This is a genomic window from Bradyrhizobium sp. LCT2 (assembly GCF_009931255.1).
Classification (GTDB): domain Bacteria; phylum Pseudomonadota; class Alphaproteobacteria; order Rhizobiales; family Xanthobacteraceae; genus Bradyrhizobium; species Bradyrhizobium diazoefficiens.
In genome coordinates this window covers 698,931-713,596 of the sequence record NZ_CP034432.1, presented here as the reverse complement: position 1 = coordinate 713,596, position 14,666 = coordinate 698,931, and the positions used below count along the sequence as shown (strand labels likewise).

Here is a 14,666-nt window from a genome sequence, read left to right as displayed (position 1 = left end):
CGCTCTTGCGCCGTGCCCACCACTTAACCAATCCACGATTGCGAGAGAAGAGGTGGGCACGCTTCGCTTTGCCCAACCTACTGCGCTGATTGGGCGGACGAAGCGGATTACGGCGCGATGCTGCCCAAATCCGATGGCGCTTTTCGAGCTGTAAAATAAGGGCAAGACGCAAGCCCGGACAACGAGATGAGCGGCAAAAGCCGCCAATGATTTGCACTACTACCTTCCGCCTATACTAAGCGCGACAAGGCGATGCTGTAATTTCGAACGATGGCTCGCAGACGAACTGCGCATCACGGGCGCGGCGCGCTCAGGCGCCTAACATGGCGTGCACAACAACATCGTGGAGGGAATACATGACCTTTGGAACGAAGGGCTTCTTGGCTGGCATCTCGATGGTTGCGATGCTGGCCACCGCTACGTCGGGCGTTCGCGCCAACGACTCCCTGCTCAAGGCGCAATCCGACTCGAACCAGTGGGCCGTTGCCGGCCACGACTACGGCAACACGCGCTTCAGCCCGCTGAAGCAGATCAACACCGAGAACGCCGGCAAGCTGACGCTCGCCTATTCGTTCTCGCTGGCCTCGCTCCGTTCGAACGAATCCTCGCCGATCGTCGTCGGCAACACGCTCTACGTTTCGAGCTCCTGGGGCCCGAAATACGTCTACGCGCTCGATGCCGCCACCGGCGTGCGCAAATGGACCTACGAACCCGATATTCCCGAGGACGTGCTGCAATACGCCTGCTGCGACGTGAACAATCGCGGCGTCTCCTATGCCGACGGCAAGATCTTCGTCGGCCGCCTCGACGGCAAGCTGACGGCGCTCGATGCCGCGACCGGCAAGGCGCTCTGGACGGCGAAGGTGGTCGATTACAAGCAGGGTTCGGTCATCACCTCGCCGCCGCTCGTCGTGCGCGACAAGGTCATCACCGGTTTCGGCGGCGGCGAGTACGGCGTGCGCGGCTCGCTCCAGGCCTTCGACATTAACACCGGCAAGCAGCTCTGGCAGACCTACACCGTTCCGTCGCCGGATGAGCCCGGCGGCGACACCTGGAAGGGCGACTCCGCCCAGCATGGCGGCGGTGCGGCCTGGCTGGTCGGCTCCTACGATCCGAAGACCGACACGGTCTATTGGGGTACCAGCAATCCCGGCCCCTGGAACACGGCGGTACGCTCGACCGGCGACGGCAATTTCGGCAAGCTGACCAACCTCTACACCGCCTCGACGGTGGCGTTCGATCCCAACACCGGCAAGATCAAGTGGCACATCCAGACCACGCCGGCCGATGCCTGGGACTATGACGGCGTCAACGAAGCCGTGCTCGCGGATCTGAAGATCGGCGGCAGCACCGTGCCGGCGCTGATGAAGGCGGATCGCAACGGCTACTTCTTCGTCGCCAATCGCGAGACCGGCAAGGTGCTTTCGGCGGAGAAATACGTGTTCTCCAACTGGGCCAAGAAGTGGGACGTCGCCACGATGCGCGCGGTCGAGGATCCCGACAAGCGTCCCGGGCCGAACCATCCCGCCAAGGACATCTGCCCGAACCTGATCGGCGGCAAGAACTGGCAGCCGATGTCGTTCAACCCGCAGACCGGGCTCGTCTACATCCCGTCCAACAATGTCTGCATGGACTGGTCGGTCTCCGACGTCGCCTACAAGCGCGGTGTGTTCTATCTCGGCGCCGAATTCCCGACCAAGGAAGGCCCCGGCGGTTTCCTCGGCGAGCTCGTGGCCTGGGATCCGGTCGCGCAGAAGAAGGTCTGGTCGATCAAGGAAGACCTGCCGTTCAACGGCGGCACGCTGACCACCGGCGGTGGCCTCGTGTTTGCCGGCAACATCCATGGCGATTTCCGCGCCATCGATGCGAAGTCCGGCAAGGTGTTGTGGAGCAGGAATCTCGGCTCCGGCATCGGCGCAGGTCCGGTGACCTACCAGGTCGACGGCAAGCAATATGTCGCCATCGTCGTCGGCCGCACGGCTGCGCTGCCTGCGTTCCTGGGCGAGGTAGGAAAGAAGATGACGGCCGCAGCTCCCGAGGGCGGTTCGCTCTTCGTGTTCTCCGTCCAGTGACCACTCGCGCGCGTATCCCCGCGGGATACGCGCGCGCTTTTTCCAGACTTTGGTTGCGGCATCGGCCGATGCCTGGTGCCGCTGCGCTTGGCTCAACGAGCTCCGGCTCAACAAAGCTATGGGAGACGAGGATGCGTCCGAATCATTCTGGCATCGGTGCGAGCCGAAATCGCGCCATCGCAGGCCTGCTCACATGTGCCGCGCTGATCGTTCCGGCCTCGCTGCGCGCAGACGAGGCGCAGCCGCTCCGCCTCTGCGCCGATCCGACCAATCTTCCATTCTCGAGCGATAGTCCGTCGCAACCGGGCTTCTATGTCGAGATCGGGCAGGCCCTGGCGCAGGCGCTCGGCCGGCCGATCGCCTATGACTGGTACAAATCCTATTTCGGCAAGCGCACCGTGCGCGTCACCCTGCTCGGCAAGCAATGCGACGCCATGATCGGGCTGCCGCGGTCCGAGGATTTCATGGGACCGGCCGTGATCTTCTCCAACGCGTTCGCGAAGCAGGGCTATGCCCTCGTGGCCGCCAAGGGGCAGGCGCTCGATGGCATCGACGGCCTCAAGGGCAAGCGCGTCGCCGTGCAGTTCGCCAGCACGCCGCAGAACCTGCTCGCGAGCCGCGACGATATCCAGAAGGTGACGGTGCTGTCGCCCGAGCAAGGCATGCAGGCGCTCGATCAGGGCAAGGCCGACGTCGCCTTCATCTGGGGGCCGGTCGCCGGCTGGCTGAACAAGACCAGCTACGGCGATCGCTATCAGATCCAGCTCACCGAGGGTGAAGGCCTGTCATGGGATGCGGCGATCGGCTTTGCGAAGACGTCCACCGAGCTGCGTGATCGCGTCGATGCCGTCCTACCGCAGCTTCAGGGCACGATCGGCGCGCTCGCGGTGAAATATGGCCTGCCGACCGGCCAGCCGGCGCGCTTCGGTGCGACCCAGGCGATGCCGGCGGGAACGACGACCGGGACCGGACCCGGCGTGACGCAGACCGCCAATGTGGTGGCGACCGAGACCAAGGGGGACGCGGCCGCGCCGGCCGCCGAGGCCGTCGGCTCGGGCAAGGAGATCTTCAACGGAACCTGTGCGCACTGCCACGGCCCCGACGCGATCCAGAGCGAGCGGAAGATCGACCTGCGGCTGCTGCGTCACCGCTACGGCGACGAGATGCGCGAGAAGTTCTGGACGACCGTGCATGAGGGACGGCCGACCAAGGGCATGCCGGCCTGGAAAGAGGTCTTCACCGACGAGCAGTTCGACCACATCTTTTCCTTCCTGCTGACGGTCCAGTCCGAATCGAACGACTGAACGATCTTGACCGAACGCGATCGGGAGGATGTGGTAGCGTCCGTCCGGCATCATCCCGGCGCCGGACGGCTATCGCATGGATGTGCCGCTTCCGCTGCTGCGGTCGATGCGGGTGCGGTGCAGTGTTGGGAAGGCCCCATGACCAGCTTCCTGATCATCGACGATCATCCGCTGTTTCGCGAGGCGCTCGGCAATGCGGTGCGGCTGGCCTTGCCGGAGGCGCGGATCTTCGAAGCGATGTCGATCGGGGATGCCCTGCATATTCTGTCGGCCGGGGAGGGCATCGACCTCGCGCTGCTCGACCTCTCGCTGCCGGATGCGACCGGCTTCTCCGGCTTCCTGCGCTTGCGCGAGGCCTATCCGCGCCTGCCCGTCGCTATCGTGTCGAGCGAGGAGGATCAGCACGTCGTCCGCGAGGCGTTGGCGCTGGGCGCCGCCGGCTATCTGCCCAAGTCGACGTCGAAGCGTGAGCTGGCGCAATCGATCGAGGGTGTGCTGAGCGGATCGGTGTCGGTGCCGAAGGATTTCGTGGCGACGCCGCGGCGGCGGGCCGATGCCAGCAAGGCGATCGAGGTCATGCTGCGCGAGCTCACGCCGCAGCAGCTTCGCGTGCTCGACCTCCTGCGTCGCGGCTATCCGAACCGGCAGATCGCCCAGGAGCTTCAGCTCGCCGAATCCACGGTGAAGGCGCATATCACCGAGATCCTGCGCAAGCTCGGCCTGTTCAGCCGCAACAAGGCGATCATCGAGATCGGCAAGATGGAGCTGCCCGATCCGCGCAGCCGGCCTCATGCACGGGTCGATCGCGGCAGGCCGCAATGACGCGCGCTGTCGTCCTTGACCTGGATCAAGCCGGCGCGGCCCTGCTGAGCCATTCTCAGCACGTGCAATTCAACGTCGGCCCCGGCGGCATCTTGGGCAAGGTCTTCAGAATGGCTCATACGTGATGCGATTTCTGATCGTCGAGGACCATCCGCTGTTTCGCGAGGCGCTCGAGGGCGCGCTCAGGATGGTGGCGCCCGCGGCCGATATTCTTCAGGCGACCTCGATCGACGGCGCGCTGGAGCAGGTCGTGGCGACCACCGAGCTCGACCTGATCCTGCTCGATCTGTCGATGCCGGGCACCACGGGTCTTTCGGGCATCATCCGCATCCGCAAGGCGTTCCCCAAAATTCCCGTCGTCATCGTATCCGGTTATCAGGATCGGCAGATCATCTCCGGCGCATTGTCGCTCGGCGTGTCCGGCTACATCCTCAAATCGTCGTCCAAGCAGGATCTGGCGCAATCGATCGGCGAGGTGCTGCGCGGCGCGGTCTGTGTTCCCGCCGCGTATCGCGGGCAGGTCCGCCCGCAGCGCGCGGCCGGCCCCGCGCAGGATCTCCTGAAGCGCCTGCACGAGCTGACGCCGCAGCAATTGCGCGTGCTCGAAATGCTCAAGCGCGGCCTGCAAAACAAGCAGATCGCCTTTGAGCTCAAGATCTCGGAGACCACGGTGAAGGTCCACGTCTCCGACATCCTGCGCAAGCTCAACGTGATCAGCCGCACCAAGGCCATCGTCGAAATGTCCAGGATCGATTTCGCGACGCTGGCAGGCGGGGGCACCGCGGCCGAGCGGGAGCGACCACGGCCGGACCAGCAGTGAGGCGATCCGCGCCTGGTTTGCCCTCCAGATTGAGAGCGCTCTGTTTCTGATTTCGATTGTAAATCATTGCCTTGAGGGAATGTAAGATATTACCGCTACTGTGCATGGGGTTGTTTTCGCCATTTTGTTGGGAGCCATGCGCGCTTGCCGCGCAGGCGGGGCGAAGGCCATCCGCGCGGGCTAGCTCAGCAGGAACGACAGCAGCGCCCGCATCTCGGCGGGCTTGATCGGCTTCTTCAGCACTTCGAGGCCGTGGCGGCTCGCGTCCTTCGCGGCCTTTTCGGAGTAATCGGCCGTGATGATCATGGCCGGCGTGTCGAGCTTCAGATGCTGGCGGACGTCGGCGATGGCCGACAAGCCGCTCTCGCCGTGATCGAGATGGAGGTCGGCGATCACGGCATCGGGTGCGCCGCCGAGCTCGCTGAGGCGCAGCAGCGCATCCGCGGCCGAGCGCGTGGTCGCGACGTCGCAGCCCCATCCTTCCAGCAGCGCGGCCATCGCCTCCGAGCCGTTCGGGTCGTTCTCGATCAGCAGGATCTTGGCGCCTTCGAGCCCGCTATAGCGCCGCTCGGCGAGCTTGACCTCGTGCACCTCGTCGCTGACCTCGGCGAGGTCGGCGGGCTCCAGCTCCAGGGTGAAGGTCGATCCCCGGCCGACCTGCGACGACAGCCGCACCTCGTGCCCGAGCACGGTTGCGAAACGGCGGACGATGGAGAGGCCGAGCCCGAAGCCGGCCTGGTCGGTCGCGGTCGCCTCGCCGCGCTGGAATTCGCGGAAGATTGCCTGCTGCTGCGCCTGTGCAATTCCAGGCCCGGTGTCGGAGACCTGGATGCAGATGTGGTCGCCCCTCCGCCGGTATCCCATGACGACGCCGCCGTTGCGGGTATAGCGGATGGCATTGGCAAGCAGGTTCTGCAGGATCCGCCGCAGCATCATCGCATCCGACCTCACCGCGCGCGGCGAGGTGCGGATGCGCAGGGAAAGACCCTGCCGCGCCGCGACCGGCTCGAATTCGTTGCGGAGCTGTTCGAACAGGGGCGCCAGCGCAATCGCGCGCACGTCGGGCTTGAGCGCGCCGGCGTCGAGCTTTGCGATCTCCAGCAGCGACCGCAGCAAATCCTCCAGCATCAGCAGCGAGCGGTCGGCCTGGTCGATCAGCAGGCCCGCCTCCTGCGATTCCATCATCTCGGTCAGCGCCGACAGCGTCAGGCGCGCCGCGTTCAGCGGCTGCAACAGGTCGTGGGTCACCGAGATCAGCACCGATGATTTCAGCGAGCTTGCGGCTTCGGCCTGCTGCTTGGCGCGGTAGAGCCCTTCATTGGCGCGCTCGACCGAATGCAGCGCCTCGCGCAACTGATGAGTCCGGTCGCGAACCTTGTGGTCAAGCGCAATGGCGGTTTCGAACAATGAAAAGGCGTTGAGCTGCTGGTCCATCGAGCGTTCGACGCGCGACATCAGCGCGGCATTGATCTTCTTCAGCTTCGCCGCCTCGCGCCGCAGCTGGTCGACCGTATCAGGGCCCTGCAACATGTCCGTCACGACGGGCGCCTTCCGATCGCAACGCCGGTGAAGGTCTGGTTCACATGCATGGAGCCGAACTGCTCGCCATAGGTATGAAAGCCGACGACCCGGTTCTGCCGGTACAGGTCGGACATGTCGCGGGCGAGCTGATGCTGCTCGGCGTCGAGCCGGCGCAGCAGGCACTCGAAGCCGATATAGAGCGAGACGTCTCCGATCTGGTCCCGGATCTCGGCGAAGGTGTCGCGGGTCGAGCCGACCAGGCTGCGCGACGTCGCCGCCGTCAGCACCATGCCCTCGTCGATGGCGCAGAAGAAATGTAAGGATCCGTCCGGCTCGACGCGCTGGATCGACCGCGCGTAATAGGCGCCGCCGACGCGCACCAGCACGGGGTGGGACGCGAAGGAAAATGGATCGAGCTTGGCGTCCAGGATCCCGACCATGCGCGAATATTCCTCGGCCGCGGGCTCCGCGTTCAGCTCCCTGACCGTTCGATTTTCGATGTCGGCTTCGGTGACCACCATCTTCTGCGGGCTCGGCTCGAAATTGTCGCACTTGAAAGCCCGGAACGGCAGCGAGGTGTTCAACAGGATCAGGAGGGCGGCGTTGGTGTGTGCCTTGCCATCGCAGAACACCCAGGTCTTCTCGAAGCGCATCCCGTCGCCTGCGGACCCGCCGACGACCGGGATGTCGTCGAGCGAGGCATAGATCGCGGACATCACCGCCTCCTCGCGGCGGCACAGGCCGTCGATCAACACCAGGCCGAAGGGATTGCCGCGATCGACTTGCGGGGTGATCCGCAACAGCTCGTGCCGGAGCTCGCCGCCGATCCTGCGGCCGTCCTCGACGCGGAAGCTGTCGAGGTTGAGAATGGGCCGCACCGCGGCCGAGAAGTCGGCGCGGCTGAACGCCAGCGCCACGACGCTGTTCTCGTCCCAGCCGTCAGGGGCGAGCTCGCCCGCGGTCGTGCAACCGCAGACCTGAGTCTCGTCGAATTGCCGGGTGATCTCGGCGATGAAGTGATGAGGGTCGTAGCTGGGCGAGAGGAAGACCAGGATCAGCGCCAGCTCGTCGGATGGGAGCTGGGCGGCGAGCTCGGCCACGGCTTCATCGACGCTCGCAGCCTTCGATTTGGCAACGGCAACGCCAGACGCACCGCCAAACCGAAAATCGGTTTGCCCCACTCCGTTTCTCCCCTCGAGGACCAGCCTGGTCTAACGCCAAGTGCCTGATAAGTGCCCGACAAGTGTTCAAAGAATAAGGCGTTTTCCGGTTAGCCGCAACACGGCGCCGCTCGGCCCGGCAAGGCTGGACGCGCCCGAGGGAGCGGAAACGCTCTCCACCCGGGGTGCAGGCCGGACGGATTTACCACCCCTTGACGTTTCTGCCTTAATTTTCCGCACGCGTTCGGAAAGGGCTGCTTCCGGGCCGCGTGATCGTTGCAAGAACATAAGGTTGGGGGTGGGAATGTCCGGGCGTATCGCGTCGCCGTCTAAGCGCACCATATTTCCGACCCTCAGGTTCCGCGCCAAAATCATCCTGGGCTTTGCCGCAGTGCTGGTGATCTCCGCCGGCAGCATGGCTTTCGCCTATTTCGGCTTCGAGCGGGTCTCCTCCGGGGTCGGGTCCTACCGCACCAGCGTTTCGGAGGCCGACCTCGCCCGCAACATCGACCGCGAGCTGCTCGCCTATCGTTCGTCCGCCCGCTACTTCGTCGTCACCGGCAAGGAAGATGACGCCAAGGCGGCGCTGGAAGCCGAGGCCAGCCTGAAGAACGCTATCGACCAGGCGATCAAGGGCGCCAAGCGGCCGGCGCGGCAGGAGAGTCTCAACAAGCTCGCCAAGGAGTTCTCGAACTTCTCCGCGACGTTTGCAAAGATCCTGCAGGCCAAGCGCGACAGCGCCCTGCTGGTCCAGAACCAGCTCCAGCGCAATGCCAACCTCCTGAAGTACAAGCTCGACGATATCGGCAACAACGCCTCCGACGCAGAAGCGCAGGCGATCGAGTTCGGCACCAAGCAGGTCAATGCCCAGTTCCAGACTGCGAGTTCGGCCGCGAGCAATTTCATCCTCAACTCCGACCAGGCGGTGGCGACAAGCGCGCTGGCGCGACTGAAGTTCGTCGAGAACTCGCTGGGCGCGGTCTATTCCATGGACGACAAGATCGTCGCCGGCTTGAAGGATGCGAAGGTGCTGCTCGCGGCCTATCGCGACGCGCTGGAGAAGCTGATCGCCAACGCCAAGATGGTCGATGAGCTCGTGACCGAGATGAGCGGCTCGGCTGGTGCGATCCTGCAAGGCGCGACCGCAATGAAGGCGGACCTCGTCGCCGAGCAGCAGCGGCTGGATACGGAATCGGAAGCGACCATCGGGCAGACCGAGCAACTGGTGCTGATGCTGGCCGTCGGCGGCACGCTGTTAGGTGCGATCCTCGCCTTCCTGCTCGGCACCGGCATCTCGCGTCCGATGATCGCGATGTGCAAGGCGATGCGCGAACTCGCCTCGGGCAATTTCGACGTCGTGCTGCCGGGCCTCGGCCGCAAGGACGAGATCGGCGAGATGGCCGGCGCGGTCGAGGAGTTCAAGGTTCAGGCCGTCGCCAAGGCCGAGCGCGATGCCGCTGCCAGCGAAGCCCAGAACAAGGAACTGGCCACCGCCCGCCGCTCCGAGCTGATCCGCTTTGCCGACGACTTCGAGAGCGCCGTCGGCGCCATCGTCTCCAACGTCTCGGCTTCGGCCGTGCAGCTCGAATCGGCCGCGTCCACGCTGACCCGCACCGCCGAGACCACGCAGAGCCTGTCGAGCCAGGTCGCCGGCGTCTCGGAGCAGGCCTCCAGCAACATGCAGTCGGTCGCCACCGCGACGGAAGAGCTCTCGGCCTCGGTCGAGGAGATCGGCCGCCAGGTGCGCGATTCCAGCCGCATTGCGGAAGCTGCGGTGGTGCAGGCCAAGGAGACCGACGGCCGCATCGGCAAGCTCTCGCATGCCGCCCAGCAGATCGGCGAGGTCGTCAAGCTCATCACCGCGATCGCCGAGCAGACCAACCTGCTGGCGCTCAATGCGACCATCGAGGCGGCGCGCGCCGGTGAAGCCGGCCGCGGCTTTGCGGTGGTCGCGAGCGAAGTGAAGTCGCTGGCCAGCCAGACGGCGAAAGCAACCGACGAGATTTCCTCCCACATCACGGGCATGCAGGGCGCCACAGCCGAGTCGGTTGCCGCGATCAAGGAGATCGGCGCCACCATCGGCCAGATCTCGTCGATCTCGACGTCGATCGCGAGCGCGGTCGAGCAGCAGGGCGCCGCGACGCAAGAGATCGCGCGCAGTGTCCAGACGGTCGCCCAGGGCACCCACGCCGCCGCCACCGACATTGGCCAGGTCAACCGCGGCGCCGCCGAGACCGGCTCGGCTTCGGAGGAGGTGTTGAATTCGGCCAAGACGCTGTCATCCGAAAGCACGCGTCTTCGCGCCGAGCTCGACCGCTTCATGGCAAATATCCGGGCGGCGTAAGGCTCGGACTTCTCCCCTCTCTCCACCGTCGTCCTGGCGAAAGCCAGGACCCATTACCCCGAGAGCCAGCTGGGCAAAGACCGGCAACTACGAGTCATCGCCAAACCACGCCCTGTGGTAATGGGTCTGGATCAGTGCTCGCTCCGCTCGCTTGTCCGGGACGACAGCGGAGATTGGCGCCGGCCTTCAATTTGTAGCGGCGCGAGAAAGCGCGCCTTAACATTTGCCCGCGTCACCGAACCGCAAGTTGCGACGCCGCAAATTTACCGCCGCTTATCCTTTGCCAATTACCGTGCACACGAGTCGGGAAGCGGGCTGCTTCCGGGCTGCGCCTGGTTTTCCGCGAATGGAATGGGGTGGGGGAATGTCCGTCAAATCCAAGCCGAACACATCGAAACTGCCAACCTTGCGTTTTCGCGCAAAAATCATCCTCGGCTTCGTGGCGGTGCTGGCCATCCTCGCGGTCAGCATGGCTTTCGCCTATTTCGGCTTCGAGCGGATCCAGGCCGCCGTGGCCTCCTACCGGACCAGCGTGGCGGAAGCGGATCTCGCGCGAACCGTCGACCGCGAGCTGATCGCCTACCAGGGGCTGGCGCGGGCCTATACGTTGACCGGCGCGACAGACGACGAGACCGCGGCCAAGGCGGCCGAAGAGAATCTGAAAGCGGCGATCGCCAAATCGACGTCCGCCACGACCGGCGCCGCGCGCCGCGAGCAGGTCGGCAAGCTCGAGGCGGAGTTCCAGCGCTTCACGAAGGTATTCGGTGAGATCATCACCCTGACGCGCGAGAACAACAAGATCGCGGCCGATGAGCTCAACAGCGTCGGCAACAAGATTCGCTTCAAGTTCGACGACCTTGCCGATACCGCGGCGCTCGCCGGGCTCGCCTCGGTCCAGACCACGGCCAAGGACGTCACCTCGCAATATCTTGCGGTCTCCACCTCTGTCGGCGCCTTCGTCGCCAAGCCCGAACCGAAGACCGCCGACGGCGTGATCGCCCGCATCAAGTTCCTGGAGACCCTGCTGGTCTCGATCTATGCCAACGACCAGAAGATCACCGACCGCGTCACCGAGATCAGCAACCTGCTGAAGCAGTACCGCATCTCCTTTGCCAAGCTGACCGAGAACGTGAAGGTCATCGTCAAGTCGAACGGCGAGATGACCAAGACGGCCGCGTCCATCCTCAAGCTTTCGAGTGAGCTGCGATCGGACCTGACCGCCGATCAGCAGCGCATCGAGGCCAGCGCCAATGCAACGATCGGAGAGACCGAACGGCTGATGCTGATGCTGGCGCTGGGCGGCCTGGCCATCGGCGCCGTGCTCGCCCTGATGCTCGGCAACGGCATCTCGCGTCCGATGATCGCGATGTGCAAGGCGATGCGCGAGCTCGCCTCGGGCAATTTCGACGTCGTGCTGCCGGGCCTCGGCCGCAAGGACGAGATCGGCGAGATGGCCGGCGCGGTCGAGGAGTTCAAGGTTCAGGCCGTCGCCAAGGCCGAGCGCGATGCCGCCGCCAGCGAAGCCCAGAGCCGGGAGCAGGCCGCAAGCCGCCGCTCCGAACTGATCCGCTTTGCCGACGATTTCGAGAACGCCGTCGGCGCCATCGTCTCCAACGTCTCGGCCTCGGCCGTGCAGCTCGAATCGGCCGCGTCCACGCTGACCCGTACCGCCGAGACCACGCAGAGCCTGTCGAGCCAGGTCGCCGGCGTCTCCGAGCAGGCCTCCAGCAACATGCAGTCGGTCGCCACCGCGACGGAAGAGCTCTCGGCCTCGGTCGAGGAGATCGGCCGCCAGGTGCGCGATTCCAGCCGCATTGCAGAAGCTGCGGTGGTGCAGGCCAAGGAGACCGACGGCCGCATCGGCAAGCTCTCGCATGCCGCCCAGCAGATCGGCGAGGTCGTCAAGCTCATCACCGCGATCGCCGAGCAGACCAACCTGCTGGCGCTCAATGCGACCATCGAGGCGGCGCGCGCCGGTGAAGCCGGCCGCGGCTTTGCGGTGGTTGCCAGCGAAGTGAAGTCACTGGCCAGCCAGACGGCGAAAGCCACCGACGAGATTTCCTCCCACATCACGGGCATGCAGGGCGCCACCGCCGAGTCGGTTGCCGCGATCAAGGAGATCGGCGCCACCATCGGCCAGATCTCGTCGATCTCGACGTCGATCGCGAGCGCGGTGGAGCAGCAGGGCGCCGCGACGCAGGAGATCGCGCGCAGCGTCCAGACGGTCGCCCAGGGCACCCAGACCGCAGCCACCGACATCGGCGAGGTCAACCGCGGCGCCGCCGAAACCGGCTCGGCCTCGGAGGAGGTGTTGAATTCGGCCAAGACCCTCTCCAGCGAAAGCACCCGCCTCCGCGCCGAGCTCGACCGGTTCATGGGGAATATCCGGGCGGCGTAAGGCTCGGACTTCTCCACTCTCTCCGCTGTCGTCCTGGCGAAAGCCAGGACCCATTATCCCATGGAGCAGTCGTTGCGCGAGCAGCCAGCCGCAAGTCTTCGCCAAACCACGTCCTGTGATAATGGGTCCTGGATCAGCGCTCGCTCCGCTCGCTTGTCCAGGACGACGGCTGATTTTTCGCTGTGCCGTCTAAGCCTCACGCCCTTCCAAACGCCCGCTTCAATTCCACCTTCGCCTGCTCCAGCCGCGCCCGCTGTGTTTTCGGCAGCGTCTTGCCGGCACGGTTGATATAGAACGTCAGCATCGACAGCGCCGAACGATAGGCGCCGGTCTTGCGGCGCGAACTGTGCTCGGCCGAGCGCTTCAGCGAGGCTGCGATCTTCTTCGGACTCGTGAGCGTGAATACGCCGCGCTTGAGATCGAGCGCGTCGCTCTCCTTGGTCACACGTTGCGACCAGCGCTTCGGCGTCGCGCGTTTCGCGCTCTTGCGCACGCTGGTCTTCCTGCTGCGCGCAGCTGTTTTGCGAGAATGTGTCGTCTTTCTGACGTGAGCCATGCGTCAACTCCCTGCGGCTCCTTCGGAAACGGACGGCGTTGGAGGCCGTTCCTACTGGAACCGGCGCTTGCCGCAGACGTTGTCGCAGGTGGCAGGCGGAATGCCGCACCCCGATGATCGGTTCGCCCCTGGCCACATCATGTGAACCGGGGTCGCTCCTATTGGTCAGACCCAGCAACGCGATGGAATTGCAGCAAAGCCAAGCGCTGAATTATGGACCTGCTGTCCCGGTGGTCGCGACCGATCGCATCATCGAGACCAGTATTCCCTCACGTCTCGACGCGCTGCCGTGGAGCGGCTTTCACACCCGGGTCGTGCTGGCGCTCGGCATCACCTGGATCCTCGACGGGCTCGAGGTGACACTCGCCGGTGCGCTTTCCGGCGCGCTGAAGCAAAGTCCCTCGTTGCAATTCTCCAATCTCGATCTCGGCATTGCCAATTCAGCCTATCTCGCCGGCGCGGTGCTCGGCGCGCTCGGTTTCGGTTGGCTGACCGACCGCATCGGCCGCAAGAAACTGTTCTTCATCACGCTCGCGCTTTATCTCTCCGCGACCGCTGCGACCGCACTGTCGTGGGATATCGCGAGCTACGCGCTGTTTCGTTTTCTCACCGGCGCCGGCATCGGCGGCGAATATACCGCGATCAATTCGACCATCCAGGAGCTGGTGCCGGCGCGCTATCGCGGCTGGACCGATCTCGTCATCAACGGCAGCTTCTGGATCGGCGCGGCCATGGGCGCGGTGGCGGCCATCGTTCTGCTGGATCCCGCCTTGATCGGCCCCGATCTCGGCTGGCGCCTCGCTTATCTCATCGGCGCGAGCATCGGCCTCGTCGTGCTGTTGATGCGGATGTGGATCCCGGAAAGTCCGCGCTGGCTGATGATCCACGGGCGGCCCGATCAGGCCCACGCCATCGTCGACGAGATCGAGCGTTCGGTGATCGGACACGACCAGGATGCGAGCGACCGACGCTTCACCAGGATCCGGCTGAAGATGCGCGATCACACGCCGATTCGCGAGGTCATGCACACGCTGTTCACGGTCTATCGCCAGCGCGCGCTGGTCGGCCTCGTCCTGATGGGCGCACAGGCTTTCTTCTACAACGCCATCTTCTTCACCTTCGCGCTGGTGCTGACCGATTTCTACGGCATCAGCGCCGATCATGTCGGATGGTATCTGCTTCCCTTCGCCGCCGGCAATTTCCTCGGCCCGCTGCTGCTCGGCCGCCTGTTCGACACGCTCGGACGGCGCGCGATGATCATGTTCACCTATGGCGCGTCGGGCCTGCTGTTGGCGCTGTCGGGCTATCTGTTCTCGATCGGGGCGCTCAGTGCGCAAGGACAGACCATCGCCTGGATGGTGATCTTCTTCTTTGCCTCGCCCGCCGCGAGCGCGGCCTATCTCACGGTCAGCGAGACGTTTCCTTTGGAAGTCCGCGCGCTGGCGATCGCGGTGTTTTACGCGGTCGGCACCGGTATTGGCGGCGTCATCGGCCCGGCGCTGTTCGGCGCGCTGATCGACACGGGATCACGCACAAGCGTGTTCGCCGGCTATTTGCTGGGGGCATTCCTCATGATCGCGGCCGCGATCGTGGCGTGGCGCTACGCCGTCTCCGCGGAACGCAAATCGCTCGAACAAATAGCGCGGCCGCTGGCCTTTATGGAGTAGAC

At 64.9% G+C, this 14,666-nt stretch carries 10 protein-coding genes; 7 read left to right on the top strand and 3 right to left on the bottom strand.

Features of this window, described 5'->3' with window-relative positions; translation table 11 throughout:
* The first annotated feature begins 356 nt into the window (after positions 1 to 356).
* The 4 genes from EI171_RS04120 to EI171_RS04105 all read left to right on the top strand — a co-directional run bounded on the left by EI171_RS04120 (position 357) and on the right by EI171_RS04105 (position 5,018).
* Entirely contained in the window at positions 357 to 2,072 is a 1,716-nt protein-coding gene (locus EI171_RS04120) for a PQQ-dependent methanol/ethanol family dehydrogenase (RefSeq protein WP_039186352.1), read from the top strand.
* Between the two features lie 131 nt (positions 2,073 to 2,203).
* The gene (locus tag EI171_RS04115) at positions 2,204 to 3,376 is read left to right on the top strand and encodes a c-type cytochrome (protein ID WP_246740451.1); all 1,173 of its coding nucleotides are present in this window, start codon (positions 2,204 to 2,206) and stop codon (positions 3,374 to 3,376) included.
* Positions 3,377 to 3,514: 138 nt separating this feature from the next.
* Positions 3,515 to 4,198: a response regulator transcription factor gene (locus EI171_RS04110; RefSeq protein WP_161532668.1), complete on the top strand. Its 684-nt coding sequence runs from the start codon at positions 3,515 to 3,517 to the stop codon at positions 4,196 to 4,198.
* A gap of 124 nt (positions 4,199 to 4,322) precedes the next feature.
* Positions 4,323 to 5,018, top strand: a complete 696-nt coding sequence (locus EI171_RS04105) for a response regulator transcription factor (RefSeq protein WP_161536921.1) — start codon at positions 4,323 to 4,325, stop codon at positions 5,016 to 5,018.
* A 180-nt stretch (positions 5,019 to 5,198) separates the two neighbouring features.
* Here the strand turns inward: EI171_RS04105 and EI171_RS04100 are convergent, their stop codons facing one another.
* A complete protein-coding gene (locus tag EI171_RS04100) occupies positions 5,199 to 6,548 on the bottom strand; it encodes a hybrid sensor histidine kinase/response regulator (RefSeq protein WP_161536920.1) in 1,350 nt (449 codons plus the stop codon).
* Between the two features lie 5 nt (positions 6,549 to 6,553).
* Positions 6,554 to 7,720: an FIST N-terminal domain-containing protein gene (locus EI171_RS04095; RefSeq protein WP_011083160.1), complete on the bottom strand. Its 1,167-nt coding sequence runs from the start codon at positions 7,718 to 7,720 to the stop codon at positions 6,554 to 6,556.
* A gap of 283 nt (positions 7,721 to 8,003) precedes the next feature.
* Between EI171_RS04095 and EI171_RS04090 the strand changes: the two genes are divergently transcribed.
* Positions 8,004 to 10,043 carry a methyl-accepting chemotaxis protein gene (locus EI171_RS04090; RefSeq protein ID WP_063921594.1) on the top strand — a complete coding sequence of 680 codons (2,040 nt, stop codon included), beginning with the start codon at positions 8,004 to 8,006 and terminating at the stop codon, positions 10,041 to 10,043.
* Between the two features lie 364 nt (positions 10,044 to 10,407).
* Positions 10,408 to 12,441 (top strand): methyl-accepting chemotaxis protein, encoded by a 2,034-nt coding sequence (locus tag EI171_RS04085; RefSeq protein ID WP_161532667.1) that lies wholly within the window; start codon positions 10,408 to 10,410, stop codon positions 12,439 to 12,441.
* A gap of 196 nt (positions 12,442 to 12,637) precedes the next feature.
* Here EI171_RS04085 and EI171_RS04080 read toward each other — a convergent pair whose 3' ends face one another.
* Complete coding sequence (locus EI171_RS04080) at positions 12,638 to 12,997, bottom strand: DUF3175 domain-containing protein (RefSeq protein ID WP_074076407.1); 360 nt, start codon at positions 12,995 to 12,997, stop codon at positions 12,638 to 12,640.
* Positions 12,998 to 13,179: 182 nt separating this feature from the next.
* Between EI171_RS04080 and EI171_RS04075 the strand changes: the two genes are divergently transcribed.
* Entirely contained in the window at positions 13,180 to 14,664 is a 1,485-nt protein-coding gene (locus EI171_RS04075; protein WP_161536919.1) for an MFS transporter, read from the top strand.
* Positions 14,665 to 14,666: the final 2 nt, after the last annotated feature.

Coding starts and splice junctions, on each gene's coding strand:
- EI171_RS04120 (WP_039186352.1), top strand. CDS start 357: ATGACCTTTGGAACGAAGGGCTTCTTGGCTGGCATCTCGATGGTTGCG.
- EI171_RS04115 (WP_246740451.1), top strand. CDS start 2,204: ATGCGTCCGAATCATTCTGGCATCGGTGCGAGCCGAAATCGCGCCATC.
- EI171_RS04110 (WP_161532668.1), top strand. CDS start 3,515: ATGACCAGCTTCCTGATCATCGACGATCATCCGCTGTTTCGCGAGGCG.
- EI171_RS04105 (WP_161536921.1), top strand. CDS start 4,323: ATGCGATTTCTGATCGTCGAGGACCATCCGCTGTTTCGCGAGGCGCTC.
- EI171_RS04100 (WP_161536920.1), bottom strand. CDS start 6,548: ATGTTGCAGGGCCCTGATACGGTCGACCAGCTGCGGCGCGAGGCGGCG.
- EI171_RS04090 (WP_063921594.1), top strand. CDS start 8,004: ATGTCCGGGCGTATCGCGTCGCCGTCTAAGCGCACCATATTTCCGACC.
- EI171_RS04085 (WP_161532667.1), top strand. CDS start 10,408: ATGTCCGTCAAATCCAAGCCGAACACATCGAAACTGCCAACCTTGCGT.
- EI171_RS04080 (WP_074076407.1), bottom strand. CDS start 12,997: ATGGCTCACGTCAGAAAGACGACACATTCTCGCAAAACAGCTGCGCGC.
- EI171_RS04075 (WP_161536919.1), top strand. CDS start 13,180: ATGGAATTGCAGCAAAGCCAAGCGCTGAATTATGGACCTGCTGTCCCG.